Raw genomic sequence first — 14,308 nt, forward strand, 5'->3', positions numbered from 1 at the left:
GACCGGTCGACGCCCCACGCCCCCTGGCACCCGTGTCGACCGTGCTTGGTGGAGTAGTCGTCGCCGATGGTCAAGACCCCGCCATCCGTGGCTGCGCCGCACCGTCACGGGGATGCGCCCGCAACGCCAAGGCGACGCGGACGATCCTCCGCGCCCTGCTTGACCCCGCAACGATCGACTTTTCCGTATGGTCGTCGGAGGGCAGCAGGTCCTTGGCTCTGCGCTCCATCAGCACTGGCAGTTAGGTCCGCACACGTGCGTACCTGAGCTCTTCGTACGCCGTCTGCACGGTGCTCTGCACGAGGCCGGCGTCCAGTTGAGGGTGCGCCTTCATCAGCCGCTCGGCGACTTGATGGATGGCAAGGGCATCCTCCGATTCGGCCATCACGCACCTCAGTCTTCCTTCGGGGATCGCCTTCCCCAAGGCTCGCGGAGCGGCCTTGAGCCCGGAAGTCGATCTTTCGCCGGTCTGCGCGGCCGTGGTTAGTACCCACCGGCTGGAACCCGCTGCACCCGTTCCGGCGATCAGCGGTGGCCGAGCTTCTCAGAGCCACAGCACTCGGGGCGTCACCGGCCGTGGAAGCAGCCCTCGTAACCGCCCGGCCTACGCGTCCGCACCGCCATCGATACGTTGGAGCAGGTCGAGCAGCGTGGTGCGCTCGGCGGGGGACAGGTTCGAGTAGCACGAGGCGAGGACCTCACCGGCGATCCCGTGTCCTGCGCTCAGGACCTCTTCGCCGGAAGGGGTGAGGTAGTGCTCGATACGCCGGCCACGGCCCGGCCTGCGGTCGATCAGGCCCAGCGCCGTCAGTCGACCCGCGAGCGCTCCGAACGCCTGCTCGCTCTGGAACGTCGCCGCGGCCAGGGCCCGGGCCGGCGCCCCGGGCGCTCGGCTGATCGCGCGGAGGGCGTCCCACTGCGCCAGCGTCGTGCCGGCGGCGCCGAGGCGACTGTCCAGTGCACGGTGCTGCCTGTACTGGGCCATCTTCACCGCTCTTCCAAGGGCCTGCAGTTCATCAAGCATGAGCCCATTCTAGGGCACAACTAAGCTTGTTTATATAAAGAAGCTTAGTTATGGTCTGGGCATGTCCTCAAACAAGAGCGCCACCCTGTACCCGGACCTGTCCCTCACCCTGACCGAAGCGGGAACCGGCAGGCCCTGCCTGATCCTTCACGGCGGCGGGGGACCTGCCACGGTCGCCGGACTCTCGTCCCACCTCGCTCGGACCGCGCACGCCATCACGCCGGTACACCCGGGATGGGACGGCACCCACCGCCCCGGATGGCTGACCGGCATCGACGATCTCGCCCTCGCCTACCTGCACTACCTCCAAGACCGCGGACTGCGTGACGTCCTGGTCGTCGGCTCCTCGATCGGAGGATGGACCGCCGCGGAGATGGCCGTACGGGACACCGCTGGAATCATCACCGGGCTCGTCCTGATCGACCCCGTCGGAGTCCACGTCGAGGCCGAGCCGATCAGGGATTTCTTCGCCCTCGACGCCCTCGGCGTGGCCGAGTACGCGTGGCACGACTCGGCCCGCTTCCACCGTGACCCCGAGACGCTCCCAGCCGCTCAAGTCGCCCTTCAGCGCGACAACATGGCCACTCTGCGCGTCCTCGCCGGTGACCCCTACATGCACGACCCGAAGCTGCTCCGCCGGCTGCGACGCGTCGACGTTCCCGCCCTCCTGCTCTGGGGCGCCAGCGACCGCATCGTCACCCCCGCCTACGGCGCCGCGTACGCCGAAGCCTTCAGCAGTGGCCGGCTCCACGTCGTCCCCGAGGCAGGCCACCTGCCACAGCTGGAACGGCCGGAGGAGACCTTCGCCGCGATCGACGGCTATCTGCGCGAGACGAGCGCCGACCCCGTCGGCGCTCGGTCGCCCGGTAACGTGAGCCGAGGCAGGTGACTTCGGAGACGGGATGGCCCGACGGACGGGTTCACGGCGTGGCTGTTGCGACCCGTGACGGATCAGGGCGCGATCGGTGAGCTCGCCAGGAAGGCCGCCGCCGATCCGGACTGGCCCGAAGGCCCGAACCGGCTGCGGACCTCTCGTGCTGGTGGTGGGCGGCAGTCTGGCGTGTAGATCGTTTGGCAGGGGGGTCTTTGCGGATTCCGCTCTGCCCCTGTCCGTGCGGCTCCTGTTCTCCGGCAGAACATGCCGGGGGTGGAGCCCGAGGCTGTCGGACCGGGTCTGTCGGTCCGACAGCAGCCGATGTCAGGCCAGTGCGGCTCCGCCGTCGAGGGTGAGCACCGTGCCGGTCGCGTAGCCGTTGCTCAGGAGGTAGAGGTAGGCCGCCGCAGCCTCCTCGGGGCTGCCGACGCGCTGCACGGGAAGGCCGCTGCCTTGCGCTTGGAGGAAGGCCTCCGGCTCGGGCACGGTGCTGTCCCAAAGCTCGGTGCGGATCGCGCCGAGGCGGACCGCGTTGACCCGCAGTGGGGCGAGTTCCAGGGCCAAGGCTCGCGTCAGGCCCTCGACAGCTGCCGTGATGCTTGCGCCGAGCGAGGCTCCGGGGGCGGGCCGGGTGGCGAAGGCGCCGGAGGTGAAGGTGATCGAGCCGCCCGGACGAAGCTTCGGCGTCGCGTACTTCGCGGCGAGCACGGCACCCCAGAAGCGGCGCTCGAAGAACGCTCGGGACTCCTCGGCGGTGAGGTCGGCGAGCGGCTTCAGCAGCAGGGACTCTCCCGCCGTGTAGACGAGGTGGTCGAACTCGCCGATCCGGTCGAAGAAGGCGGCGAGCGCGGCCTCGTCGGCGACGTCCAGCAAGATGCCTTCGGCCGGGCCACCGAGCTTCTTCACTGCCAGGTCGACCCGGCCCTGGCTGCTGGAGGCGACGACCACGTTCGAGCCCTGAGTCGCTGCGGCCTGCGAAACGGCGAATCCGATGCCGGAGGTACCACCTATGACGACGACACGCTGTGTGTTTGCTGTGTTGTTCATAGCGAGGACGCTACGTGTCACGACCGAGACCATGAATGGCCCGAAGTCTTGATTCTTTGTCTGATCGTCTCGCTCTCAGGACGCTATGGTGAGGGTATGGACATACTCAGCGACACGCTGGCGGCCCTGCGCACCGGGCGTCCGTCTGTTGTCCGTACTCACGCGCAGGCGCCGTGGGGTGTGCGCTTCCAGCCCATCGCGGGAGCCGGATTTCACGTCGTCGTCGAAGGACACTGCTTTCTCCTGCCGGTCGGCGGCGATCCGATAGCCCTGGGCCCCGGCGACGTAGTGTTCCTGCGGCGCGGCACCGATCACGCCATCTGTGACGCGGTCACCAGCGAGCTGGTCGCCTTCGAACCCGACCGCGTCGACACCTCCTCGCCGATCGGGTGTTTCACCGTCGAGGGAGACGGCGCTCGCAGCGTGCTGGTATGCGGGGCCTACCACCTCGACATCGACCGGCCGCATCCGCTGCTCGGCGACCTCCCGGAGGTCATCCACCTCCCGGCCAGCCCCGGTCGCCATCCGGCGCTGCGCTCGGCGATCGACCAGCTCTGCGCCGAGATCCACCAGCCTCAGCCGGGTTCGGACTCAGTGGTCACTGCGCTCGTCGATCTGCTGCTTCTCTATATTCTGCGGTCCTGGTACGCCGAGTTGCCCAGGGAGCAGACGCAGGGTTGGGCCTCGGCACTGAACGACTCGTTGATCGCCCCGGCGCTGAAAGCGATCCACGACGACCCGGCGCATCCATGGACCGTCGAATCGCTGGGGAGCCGGGCCGGGCTGTCGCGCGCCGCGTTCGCCCGGCGGTTCACCACGGTGGTCGGCGAGCCGCCGCTCAGCTACCTGACGACGTGGCGGATGGCCATCGCGGCGCGGATGCTGCGCGAGACGGTCGACTCGCTGAGCGCCGTGGCCGAGAACGCCGGCTACACCTCGGAATTCGCGTTCGCGAAGGCCTTTAAGCGGCACTTCGGCGCCCCGCCTGGGGCATATCGGCGGGAGCGGCGGACGGCGTCGGCTTCGCTGTCGGTGCCGGTTTGATTCTCTTGGGCGGGAGTCTGGGTTCTTGATCGTTCGTCAGCGTGTCGTCAGCGGTTGACTTCGAGATTGGTCAGGACGAGCAGGGCGCGCAGGAGGGCGGTGGCGCGGGCGGATTCGGTGCGGAGGGCGAGGAAGTGCAGGCCGTGGCGGTGGTGCTTGACGGCGTAGTTGGGGCGGTTCGCCTTACCGGTGCGGCGCTGGGTGGGGATCGGTGCCGTCGATGAGGACGACCTCCCCGCCCCCGCGCGGCTATCTGGCGAAGCACCCGGTCCAGGCGTGGGGCCCGTGCGGCGAGCAGGTCGAGCATCTCGTCGCGCCAGCGCCGCAGGGTGGACTCGGGGACCCCGTTGCCGTGGGCCAGGTCCAGCAGGCGCTGATCGTGTCACAGCATCGCCAGCACGGCACCGAGATGCGGCCCGGCGCCCCAGTGACCGGAAGGGGGAGGGAATCGCTTTCAGGTGCGATGGCAGCAGGTCGGCGAGGTAGGTGATGGTGCTCGTGGACAGATTTAGGTGGCACCGGTAGACAAGGAAGACGCCCTCGGCGGGCTCGTTGTTTTTCGTCACACAATCTCAACGACCGTCGGGGGCCCTGAAGTTACGCCCAGTGGTCCGCGGCATGGCTGGTCACAGGCGTGTGGTGAACGTGCCGTCGGGCAGTTAGCGTAGCCATCCGCGCCCGGTGAGCTTGGACAGCTTCCCCGGCAACGGCTCGAGTTGGCCCCAGACCGTCACCTCCAGCCCCAGCTCCTGGCGGACCTGCCTGGTCGGCACCGGCCGTCCTCGTCCCGCACGACGGCCATGATCCGCTGGTAGCCCGACGGCAACGCGTCCTGGGTCATGCCGGGCCCGCGATGCGGGACCAGCAGCACCACCCGCCGCTAGACCAGGCCGTAGCGCTCCAGAGTGCGCAGGCTCTGAGTGACCATCTTGTGGCTGATGCCCTCGACCTGATCGCGCAACACGCTGAACCGCAGAGTGTGGCACTCCAGGCCTCGATGGTCACGTCGCGGCACTGGATGGACGCGAACATTTGATCGCGGTCCGCTCGTCGTAGAGTTCCAGGCTGTTGGCCGGGCTTCGCCCCGGCTCGTCAGAGTGCGAGCCGGGGCGGCGGGAGAGGTCAGCCGGTGGCGCGGGCGGCCTGCTCGATGAGTCGGGTCGTGGTGCGCGGGTGGTTGATCATGGCGACGTGGGCCCCCCTTGCCTGGACGACCTGGCGGGCGCGTGCCCGGTCGTAGAGGCCGTCGTGGGGGACTGCCCGGGACGCGGCCTCGATGACGCTGCCGGGGTACTTGTCGATCAGCGCGCCGAGTTGCTCGCCCTGGTCGGGGACGAAAGCGGCGATGTACACGAGGCCTTGACGTTGGTGGAGCCGACGGCGGCGTTGGTGATGGTGGCGCCGCCGTAGGAGTGGCCGACCGGCACGACCGGGTCGCTGATCGAGTCACGACAGCGGATGTTCACGACGTTGAGCGGCGTCCTGATGATGCCGTGTTCGATGTCTATGAGAAGTGACAGCACCAGCTCAGGGCACTGTTGCTTGCCGGTGTCCCCGGCTGTTGAGCGACGGTCGTTCAGATCGTGTGGAAGTCGGGGAGGGGCCTGGTCGCGATGTTGCTCGCCGGCATCAGGACGTCTGAGGTCGCTGGAGTCCCTGGAGGAGGAGGGAGATCAGGCGTCGGGGGTCGTAGCGGGGGTCGTTGTCGCGTCCGATGCAGAGGTTGCCGATGCCGCGCATCAGCTCGTAGGGCTGTGTGCCGGGCCTGATGTCGCCGGCCTCGACCGCGGCGTCGAGCAGTTGGGCGCAGACGGGCAGTAGGCGGTCGAGGAAGTAGGCGTGCAGCGCGGCGAAGCGGTCGCTGTCGGATTGCAGGGCGTCGGCGAGACCGTGTTTGGTGACGAGGAAGTCGACGAAGAGGTCGATCCATTGGCGCAGTGCGTCGAGCGGGGAGGCGGCAATGGTCAGCAGGTTCGGGCCGGCTTCGGCGCATGCCTCGATCTGGTGCTGGTACACGGCGGTGACGAGATCCGACCGGGTTGGGAAGTGGCGGTAGATCGTGGCCATCCCGACGCCCGCCTGGGCCGCGATCTGTCGGATCGGCGCGTCGACGCCGGAGGTTACGAACACCTCGGCTGCGGCCGTGAGCACCGTCTCCCGGTTGCGCTGAGCGTCGGCCCGCTTGCTTCGGGACGGTGATTCCCCTGCAGGACCCTCGGCGGCCATCACGTTCTCCTTCGACGCCGTTGACAAAACGGAGCGCTGCTCCGGATATTAAATGGAGCAGTGTTCCGTTTCAGCTTAGTCGAAACGGGACGCCCCTGCCCGCCTTGTCCGCCCGCCGGCTGCAGAGACCGGCGGGCGGCAGGCGCCACCGAAAGGGAACCCACACCGTGAGCACAGCCCCCACCGCCGACACTTTGGGCGCGCCTGTCCCGGTCCTGTCCTTCAGCCCCGTAGTCCTGTCCGTACCCGGACGCCCCGTGGACCTCCAGGTACGCGTCTCCGCACCCGCGACCGGAACCAACCTCCCCGTCATCCTCCTCTCCCACGGCCACGGCCCCTCGAACAACCTCTCCTCACTCAACGGCTACGCGCCGCTCACCAACTTCTGGGCGGCACACGGATTCGTCGTCGTCCAACCCACCCACCTCACCTCCAGCACACTGACCCACCTGGTCGCCGACGCCCCCGGCGCACCCGACTTCTGGCGCTCCCGCGCCGAGGACATGACCCACATCCTCGACCGGCTCGACGTAATCGAGAACGCCGTGCCGCAGCTCGCCGGACGGATCGACCACACCAAGGTCGCCCTCGCGGGACACTCGCTCGGAGGCTTCACCGCCGCCCTCCTGCTGGGTGCCGGGCTCACCGACCCCGACACCGGGAACGTGGTGCACCTCGTCGAGCCCCGGATCAAGGCGGGCGTACTGCTCGCCGCGCCCGGCAGAGGCGGCGACGTCCTCAACGGGCCCATGGCCGAGCAGTGGCCGATCATCGGGGCCGTCGACTTCTCCACCATGACCGCACCCGCGCTGGTCGTCGCCGGTGACAAGGACGACTCCCGGCACTTCACAGACACGGGGCCGGACTGGCACGCCGACCCCTACACCCTCGCCCCCGGCCCCAAGACCTTGCTCACCCTGTTCGGCGCGGAGCACGGACTCGGAGGGATCGCCGGATACGACGCCGCCGAAACCACCGACGAGAACCCGGAGCGAGTCGCCGTCCTGGCCCAGCTCACCGCGGCCTATCTCCGCACCGCGCTCCACCCCGGCGCCTCCACCTGGCAGATCGCCTGCGAGGAACTGACGACCGGACCCGACCCGGTAGGACAAGTCGAATCCAAATAGGCCGCCGCAGCCATGTCCCGCATCGGACGGCCCCACCGTCGTCGTATCGGCTCGCCGCGTCCCGGTCGAGGAGACGCAGAAGTGACGGTGCCCACGGTGGACGGTTCTGCGCGCGCTCTGCTTGCTGGGAGGACAGGACCCCGAGCGTCCCCGTTGGGCCGAACCGGAGGACCGTTTCGATCCGCACGATCCGTCCACGTGCCGCGAGTACCTGCGCCGACTTTGAAATGACGCCATCGACGGGATCGATCCCGAAGAGGCCGTACCACTCCCGCCGGGAACCGGCCCCCGAAGTACCGGCCCCGCGCCCAGCAGACGTCGAGTTCAACATCGTGCCGGGGGAGCCGTGCGCAGTGATCCACCGGTAGCCGGCCCTTGCGGCACAAGCCGCCGACCGGAGCAGCAGTGCGGGCCGCCACCCTCGCCGGGTGGCGGCCCGTAGCTGCTCAGGGCGCGGCCGGATTTCGCCGTCGCAGCGGACCCCGCGCCCGCCCTGGGCGTCGGGCGGGTAGACGATCACGCGCAGGCCTGGGCTCATCCCTCCACCCTGCCGTACCAGGTCACTCCAGCACGCCCAAGGCCGTGTCCGGTCGGCAGTGGATGCACGCGGGCACGCCTTCGGCAAGCAGCTGCCGTATCTGCTCTGCGGCGGCGGGGGCGCAGCGGTGGCCGGTGTCCCAGCAGTCCCCGGTGTGCACGCGGGCCGGGGGCCGACCGGCTCCGATCCCGCGCTCGACCACAGCCACGCGGGCGGCTCCTTCGGGGGCCGCTGGACGCTTCGAGGGCCTCGCGTTCCTCGGCGACGGCGAGAGCTTGTTCGGCCCGGCCGAGTTCGCTGCGCAGGTAGGTGACCAGGGTCCGCAGCCGAGGGAGGTCGGGCGGCAGGACGGACACGGTTCAGCTCCCGTACTGCGCCCGCCGCGCGGCCCTGCACGCCTCGCACAGCGGGTTCTCTGGGTGGGCGAGTGTGGTGCGGGCCTGCACCTGCCCCGCGTGGACTCGCCGATGACCCGGTCGTGGGGCGGCCGGCTTACTGGCGGGCCATGTGCATGCGCATCTCGCTTTCGGCGTCGACGATGAGGTCGCCGGACAGGTCGACGGTGACGCTGTGGAGGGTGCCGGTGAAGGGGAACGGGGCCTGGTAGTCGGGGGTGACGGCAGAACCGGGGTTGGCGCCGCAGGCCATGCCGCCCGGATTGAACGTGATCGGGGTGGTGACCGGCATGTCGCTCTGTCCGACGAGGCGACCGTCGATGTAGAGCTGGGCGCGGCCGGGTGCGCCCTTGCCGTGGGCGATGTCCGGGGCGCCGGTGGGCTCGAACTCGAAACGCAGCGCGTGCCGCCCCTCGGGCAGGCTCTCGCTGGAGACCACGTGGTGCAAGGCTCGCTGGACGTAGTTGTGGGTGTAGTGGAGGTGGCCGTCCTTGACGTAGAGGGACCAGCCGCCGGCGTTGGTGCCCTGGCAGAGCAGGACGCCCTGCGCGCCGCCGGGCGGGATCTCGACATCGGCGGTGACGCTGTGCGGGCGGTTGAGGACCCGGGGGGCGACCGCGGCGGGCACGGCCTGGGTGCCGGAACGGAAGGTGTAGCTGGTGCGGTTCTGGGTGATCTGAGGGCGCTCGGTCATGATGCGCTGCAGGACGCTGCCGTCGATCGGCATCACGTTGTACTTGCCCGCCTCCACGTACCACAGCGCGATCATCTCGATGAGTTTGCTGCGGTGCTCCTGGGCGAGGTTTTTGGTCTCGGCGATGTCCTCGTCGACGTGGTAGAGCTCCCAGTGGTGGGCGTCGAGGTCGTCGAGGTCCGCCATCGTGATCGGGGTGCCGAACGGCCGCTCGGCCTCCTCGAAGGTGGGGCCGGGCCAGGGGCAGACCGCCCGCCATCCGTCGTGGTCGATCGCCCGGTGTCCGAGCATCTCGTAGTACTGGGTGCGGTGGCGGCTCGCCGCGGCGGCGTCGTCGAAGGTGTGCGCGAAGCTGACCCCGTGCAGGGGCGACTGTGTGACACCCCGAATGGTCGCGGGTGCCTCGATGCCAAGCACGTCCAGGACGGTGGGGACCATGTCGATGATGTGCGCGAACTGGTCGCGGATCTCACCGCGGGCCCGGATGCCGTCGGGCCAGTGGACGAGGAACGGGTCGCTGACGCCACCGCGGTAGGTCTCCCGCTTCCACCGCCGAAACGGCGTGTTGCCAGCCCACGTCCATCCCCACGGGTAGTGGTTGAACGTGGCCGGGCCCCCGAGCTCGTCGATCCGCGCCAGGCTCTCCTCCAGCGTCTCGGGCGCGTTGTTGAAGAACTGCACCTCGTTGGTGGTGCCGGTCACCCCGCCCTCGGCGCTCGCCCCGTTGTCGGAGACCACCATGATCAGCGTGTTGTCGAACTGATCGGTCTCCTTCAGGAAGTCCAGCAGCCGCCCGAGGTGGTGGTCGGTGTGGGACAGGAATCCTGCGTAGACCTCCATCAACCGCGCGGCAAGTCTCCTGGCCTCCGGGGACAGCGACTCCCACGCGGGCACGTCCGGATCGCGCGGGGACAGCTGCGCGTCGGCGGGCACCACGCCGAGCTGCTTCTGCCGGGCGAAGGTCTGCTCGCGGTAGGCGTCCCAGCCGTCGTCGAACCGACCCCGGTAGCGATCCGCCCACTCCTTGGGCACATGGTGCGGGGCATGCGTCGCACCGGGGCACAGGTTCAGGAAGAACGGCTTGTCCGGGGCGACCTGCTTGGCGTCGGCGATGAACGACATCGCCCGCTCGACGAGGTCCTCCGTCAGGTGGTAGCCCTCCTCCGGCGTGGCCGGTGGCTCAACCTGGTGGTTGTCGTACACCAGGTCCGGATACCACTGGCTCGTGTCCCCGCCCAGGAACCCGTAGAACCGCTCGAAGCCCCGCCCCAGCGGCCACCGGTCGTACGGGCCCGCCGCCGACTCCTGCTCCGAGGGCATCAGGTGCCACTTGCCGACCATGTACGTGTTGTAGCCGTGCTGCAGCAGCATCTCCGACAGGAACCCGTTCTCGAACGGGATCTGCCCGTTGTAACCCGGGTAGCCGGTGGCCAGCTCCGTGATCGCCGCCATGCCGTTGGCGTGGTGGTTGCGGCCGGTGATGATGCAGGAGCGCGACGGCGAGCACAGCGCGGTGGTGTGCATGTTGCTGTACAGCAGGCCGCCCGCGGCCAGCGCGTCCAGGTTCGGCGTCTCGATCGGACTGCCGTAGCAGCCCAGTTGTCCGAACCCCGTGTCGTCGAACACGATGAACAGCACGTTCGGCGCACCCGCCACCGCCCGCACCGGCTGTGGCCACGCCGGACTCGACTCATCGGTCGTCCGCCCGATCACCCCCGGAAACCGCTGCCCCGGCCGGTACTCACTCCACGACGACTGCGCCATCTGTCTCCGTCCCACCAGCGGCGCGAACCCTGGTGATGTGTGTGCGAGTGTGCGGCTGTGCGGTGTGCGGCCTGCAACGCCCCAGAGCCCTGCCGCCGAGCCGGGATCCGTATCGGACGGCCGGGCAGGCGTGCCCTGGCCCTGCCAGGGGGCCCGGGCTCCTCCACGCTAGGACGCCACCATCACCACGGCGAGCGGGGTGCGCTGTCTGGAGTCCTCCCCGCGAGAAGCTGTGGGGAGGACGGCGCTCTTGCCTACGCCGCCAGCGATTCGCGGGTAGGTGGAGCTTCCACCAGTGACGAACCCCGTACCCCTTCGGAAGCACCAGTGCTGCGCACGCGGCAAGGACGCCCGACGATGGCACCATGACTCACCGGCTGCGCTTCGAAGACCTCGGGTTCCTTGAACGCGCACCCGTCCGGCAAACATGCATCCGAGACCTCCACATCCCGGCGCACCTTCTCTTCGAACAGCTCGCCGCCCGACCGCAGCACTGGCCACGCTGGCTCAGCTTCGCGCGTGAATGCCAGTACCAAGGAGCACCCCCATACGGCGTCGGCACGATGCGGCACCTGCGTGTCGCCGGCGGCCTACGCTTCCATGAGGCCGTCATCGCCCGGGACCGAGCGAACGCTTCGCCTACCGCATCGAGGAAACGAATGCGCCCGGAATCGCCGCGATGATTGAAAAGTGGAAACTGACCCCCCTGTCCCAGACGCAGACCCGGGTCAGCTGGACCATGGCAGCCGACGGCCCCCGGCCGGTACGTCTGTTGATGCGCGGCGGCAATCCCCCGATGGCCCGGTGATCTCCCCGGGCGAGGGCCGCGTGTCGGTGCTCGGCGGGGCGCGAGACGGCATGGCGACGCGGACCGAACGGGCGCGCCGTGGCCAGGCCCGCTGCTCCAGCTCCTGGGTGGTCCCACGCGGCGTGTCCTTGCCGACGTCGGTCTGTCGCGCTCCGTCGGCCTGTAGAAGGTGGTCACGGGTGCGGTCCTGCGCGATCAGCCGGTCCGTCGCAGACTGGGTCGAAGGCGCCTACGACCGGCCGGGAGGGTCCGGCGGGTGGATCTGGAGGGCTGGTGCATGAGCAGTGGCGCCTGGACGGTTGCGGCGGTGGCGGCCGTCACGGCCGCCTACGCGCTGGGCTCGCGTCGGCTGTCCTCGACGCCGTTGTCGTCGGCGATCGTGTTCGTCGGCTGCGGCGTTCTCCTCGGGCCGGCCGTGCTGGACATCGTCAACCTGGAGCAGGACGCCTCGCCGATCGTGGCGCTTCTCGAAGTCACTCTGACGCTCGTGCTGTTCACCGATGCCATGTTGGTGCGCAGACGGGACCTTCGGACCGGCGGCTTTCTACCCGGTCGTTTGCTGGGTATCGGACTGCCCCTGAGCATCGGCGCCGGCTGGCTCCTCGCGTGGCCCCTGCTGCCGGGGCTGACGATGTGGGAGCTCGCGCTCGTCGGTGCCATCCTCGCCCCGACCGACGCCGCCCTCGGAAAGACCGCGATGTCCCACCCGCGGGTACCGGCGCTCGTACGTCACGGACTGAACGTCGAAAGCGGCTTGAACGACGGCATGGTGCTGCCCTTCTTCATCCTCTTCCTCGCAGCCATTCCGGGCACGCACTACGCACAGGAGGGCGTCGCGGGAGTCTTCTGGCGGGCCCTGGTGCTGAGCACAGCCATCGGCCTGCTGATCGGGTGGCTGGGAGGCCGGCTGCTGCAGTGGTCCCGGGCCCGGGGGTGGGTCGCATGGGAGTGGCGGCAGGTCTATCTGCCGGCCGTCGCGGCAGGGGCGTACGAACTCGCCGTCGTGACGGACGGCAGCGGCTTCATCGCTGCCTGGGTGGCCGGATTCGCCTTCGGGTTCGCCCTGCGCCGCTTCCCGGCCGGCGGCGAGAAGGAGGACGCGGACCGCACGGCTGAGTTCAGCGAAACCCTCGGAGGATTCCTGGCGGCGATCAGCCTCCTCATCTTCGGGGCGGTGCTGCTCGGCCCCGCACTGGAACATCTGAGCTGGCGGATCATTCTGTACGCGGTGCTGAGCCTCACCGTCGTCAGGATGCTGCCGGTGGCCCTCTCACTTGCCGGGAGCGGACTACGGCCCCGCACGGTGGCGTACATCGGCTGGTTCGGGCCACGCGGTCTCGCGTCCGTGGTCCTGGCGCTGCTCGTAGTGGAGGAACACGTTCCGGGGGTGGAACTCCTGGGGAGGGTGGTCGCGATCACCGTCGGCCTCAGTGTCCTCCTGCACGGCGTCTCGGCCGTACCCCTCGCCGAGCGGTACGGCCGCTGGCACGAGAAGGCAGCGGCCGCCTCCCCTGATCTGCGCGAGGGCGCCCCTGTACCCACGCCCCCCGCACGCCGCGGGCTCGGCCTGCGGGACCGGCCCGAGACGTGACGCGGCGCCACTCGGCGCGGATTCGGCATGTTCGGGACAGTTGGCCCGTCGTCGACCTTGAGGGCTCCTCCGCAGGGGCTCAGCCGCGGCCTCTTTCGCCGGCGCTGCGGGTTCTCCGTCACTCGGAGCCGGCCCACCAGCGCGGATGTTTCGGCCTGGGTGGCACGGTCCCAAGCAACGTCGAGGAACCACAGCAGCCGGTGCCAGCGCAGCATGTCGTAGGCGTAGCTGCGGCTGGTGAGCGGACGGTTGTCGTCAAGCGCGAGTTCTCTCAGGTACGGGACGACGGGCTCAACGACATCACCAGACGCGTCCCCCGCGTCGGTTCCGTCGCCGAGCTGGAGACCAGGTACCCCGGGTACGCCGTTCTCGACAGCCGGCTACCAGCAACACGTCGTCTATCAGCCCGCCGACAACTTCTGGACCCTCCAATGGGCCGAGACCGGGCTCTACCTCGGCCTCGGCCTCGCCCTGGCCCTGGCCCTGGCCGGGTTCTGCACCTGGTGGATCCGCCACCGACTGACGTGACAGAGACCATCCTGCCGCTTGGGGAGACGCCGCGAGGGGCAGCCGAAGCCGGGCCGCGCTCAGCTTCCCGCTCGCGGTCAGGTGGCCCATGCGGTTGGTGAATGCGGCGATGTCAGCCGCTCCCACCCGGCTGAGGTTTCCCCTCGATCCGGGCGTTGCAGACGCAGGCTCTCGGACAGCATCGCCACCGCGGCCACGACCGCGCGGGCGTGATGGAGCGTGATGGAGTCCGCCGCGTTCGGACGGAGCCAGTGCTCGGAAACGCACCGAGAGCGCCGAGCCGGAAATCTGACTGTACTTCCCGCCGATCACCGAAGGCGGATACCAGCGGATCGGGGTGCGAACCCTCGACGGCTACGACTTCGAACAGCTGACTTGGGCGACCTGCTCCTTCTGCGAGAAGGGGCTCATCGCCAAGATCCGTCACCGACCTTGGGAAGGCAAGGGCTACGCAGCCCGCATGACGCTGCGGGCGATGCGCGGCTACGAGACCTTCACCTTGGGCACCACCCCTCAGTCACACGACGGGAAGCGGTTCTTCAGCCACATGAGGAAGTCCATCGGCGCCGTCTCACACCGCGGGCCGGACGCTGCGAGCACATGCTGGCCGTGCGCGGCGCTGGCCTCGGCAAGCCCCAGCCCGAACCC

The 14,308-nt window shown here is 69.3% G+C and carries 12 protein-coding genes and 1 pseudogene; 4 read left to right on the plus strand and 9 right to left on the minus strand.

Features of this window, described 5'->3' with window-relative positions; genetic code table 11:
- Nucleotides 1–241: 241 nt before the first annotated feature.
- Together ACFWBF_RS15505 and ACFWBF_RS15510 are read right to left on the minus strand one after the other, a co-directional pair.
- Entirely contained in the window at nucleotides 242–385 is a 144-nt protein-coding gene (locus tag ACFWBF_RS15505) for a three-helix bundle dimerization domain-containing protein (RefSeq protein WP_385601066.1), read from the minus strand.
- A gap of 219 nt (nucleotides 386–604) precedes the next feature.
- Nucleotides 605–1,024, minus strand: coding sequence for a MarR family winged helix-turn-helix transcriptional regulator (locus ACFWBF_RS15510; protein ID WP_385600981.1), 420 nt, complete (start codon nucleotides 1,022–1,024; stop codon nucleotides 605–607).
- Between the two features lie 61 nt (nucleotides 1,025–1,085).
- Here ACFWBF_RS15510 and ACFWBF_RS15515 point away from each other — a divergent pair, with 61 nt between their 5' ends.
- Entirely contained in the window at nucleotides 1,086–1,913 is an 828-nt protein-coding gene (locus tag ACFWBF_RS15515; protein WP_385600984.1) for an alpha/beta fold hydrolase, read from the plus strand.
- A 309-nt stretch (nucleotides 1,914–2,222) separates the two neighbouring features.
- Here the strand turns inward: ACFWBF_RS15515 and ACFWBF_RS15520 are convergent, their stop codons facing one another.
- Nucleotides 2,223–2,945 carry an SDR family oxidoreductase gene (locus ACFWBF_RS15520; RefSeq protein ID WP_385600987.1) on the minus strand — a complete coding sequence of 241 codons (723 nt, stop codon included), beginning with the start codon at nucleotides 2,943–2,945 and terminating at the stop codon, nucleotides 2,223–2,225.
- 96 nt (nucleotides 2,946–3,041) lie between these two features.
- Here ACFWBF_RS15520 and ACFWBF_RS15525 point away from each other — a divergent pair, with 96 nt between their 5' ends.
- Nucleotides 3,042–3,989 carry an AraC family transcriptional regulator gene (locus ACFWBF_RS15525; protein WP_385600990.1) on the plus strand — a complete coding sequence of 316 codons (948 nt, stop codon included), beginning with the start codon at nucleotides 3,042–3,044 and terminating at the stop codon, nucleotides 3,987–3,989.
- Between the two features lie 883 nt (nucleotides 3,990–4,872).
- Here the strand turns inward: ACFWBF_RS15525 and ACFWBF_RS15530 are convergent.
- From ACFWBF_RS15530 to ACFWBF_RS15545, 4 genes and pseudogenes are all read right to left on the minus strand, one after another.
- A pseudogene (locus tag ACFWBF_RS15530) lies at nucleotides 4,873–4,968 on the minus strand (winged helix-turn-helix transcriptional regulator); the annotation flags it as partial.
- A 143-nt stretch (nucleotides 4,969–5,111) separates the two neighbouring features.
- Nucleotides 5,112–5,342: a hypothetical protein gene (locus ACFWBF_RS15535; protein ID WP_385600993.1), complete on the minus strand. Its 231-nt coding sequence runs from the start codon at nucleotides 5,340–5,342 to the stop codon at nucleotides 5,112–5,114.
- Nucleotides 5,291–5,512 carry a hypothetical protein gene (locus tag ACFWBF_RS15540; protein ID WP_385600995.1) on the minus strand — a complete coding sequence of 74 codons (222 nt, stop codon included), beginning with the start codon at nucleotides 5,510–5,512 and terminating at the stop codon, nucleotides 5,291–5,293. The genes ACFWBF_RS15535 and ACFWBF_RS15540 overlap by 52 nt, the downstream gene beginning before the upstream one ends.
- 106 nt (nucleotides 5,513–5,618) lie before the next feature.
- Nucleotides 5,619–6,215 (minus strand): TetR/AcrR family transcriptional regulator, encoded by a 597-nt coding sequence (locus ACFWBF_RS15545; RefSeq protein WP_385600998.1) that lies wholly within the window; start codon nucleotides 6,213–6,215, stop codon nucleotides 5,619–5,621.
- Nucleotides 6,216–6,382: 167 nt separating this feature from the next.
- On the opposite strand from ACFWBF_RS15545, the gene ACFWBF_RS15550 reads away from it, so the two are divergent.
- Complete coding sequence (locus tag ACFWBF_RS15550) at nucleotides 6,383–7,342, plus strand: alpha/beta hydrolase family protein (protein WP_385601001.1); 960 nt, start codon at nucleotides 6,383–6,385, stop codon at nucleotides 7,340–7,342.
- A 560-nt stretch (nucleotides 7,343–7,902) separates the two neighbouring features.
- Here ACFWBF_RS15550 and ACFWBF_RS15555 read toward each other — a convergent pair.
- A complete protein-coding gene (locus ACFWBF_RS15555; protein ID WP_385601004.1) occupies nucleotides 7,903–8,088 on the minus strand; it encodes a DUF6233 domain-containing protein in 186 nt (61 codons plus the stop codon).
- A 284-nt stretch (nucleotides 8,089–8,372) separates the two neighbouring features.
- Nucleotides 8,373–10,607, minus strand: a complete 2,235-nt coding sequence (locus ACFWBF_RS15560) for an arylsulfatase (RefSeq protein ID WP_385601007.1) — start codon at nucleotides 10,605–10,607, stop codon at nucleotides 8,373–8,375.
- A gap of 1,211 nt (nucleotides 10,608–11,818) precedes the next feature.
- Here ACFWBF_RS15560 and ACFWBF_RS15565 point away from each other — a divergent pair.
- On the plus strand, nucleotides 11,819–13,132 hold the full coding sequence (locus ACFWBF_RS15565) for a cation:proton antiporter (protein WP_385601010.1): 1,314 nt from the start codon (nucleotides 11,819–11,821) through the stop codon (nucleotides 13,130–13,132).
- Nucleotides 13,133–14,308 lie beyond the last annotated feature (1,176 nt).

This window comes from Streptomyces sp. NPDC060028 (assembly GCF_042736725.1).
Lineage (GTDB): Bacteria > Actinomycetota > Actinomycetes > Streptomycetales > Streptomycetaceae > Streptomyces.

What these genes read in the sequence shown, in the direction of transcription:
- ACFWBF_RS15515 (WP_385600984.1), top strand. Translation starts at nt 1,086, where the DNA reads ATGTCCTCAAACAAGAGCGCCACCCTGTACCCGGACCTGTCCCTCACC.
- ACFWBF_RS15545 (WP_385600998.1), bottom strand. Translation starts at nt 6,215, where the DNA reads ATGGCCGCCGAGGGTCCTGCAGGGGAATCACCGTCCCGAAGCAAGCGG.
- ACFWBF_RS15525 (WP_385600990.1), top strand. Translation starts at nt 3,042, where the DNA reads ATGGACATACTCAGCGACACGCTGGCGGCCCTGCGCACCGGGCGTCCG.
- ACFWBF_RS15565 (WP_385601010.1), top strand. Translation starts at nt 11,819, where the DNA reads ATGAGCAGTGGCGCCTGGACGGTTGCGGCGGTGGCGGCCGTCACGGCC.
- ACFWBF_RS15510 (WP_385600981.1), bottom strand. Translation starts at nt 1,024, where the DNA reads ATGCTTGATGAACTGCAGGCCCTTGGAAGAGCGGTGAAGATGGCCCAG.
- ACFWBF_RS15520 (WP_385600987.1), bottom strand. Translation starts at nt 2,945, where the DNA reads ATGAACAACACAGCAAACACACAGCGTGTCGTCGTCATAGGTGGTACC.
- ACFWBF_RS15505 (WP_385601066.1), bottom strand. Translation starts at nt 385, where the DNA reads ATGGCCGAATCGGAGGATGCCCTTGCCATCCATCAAGTCGCCGAGCGG.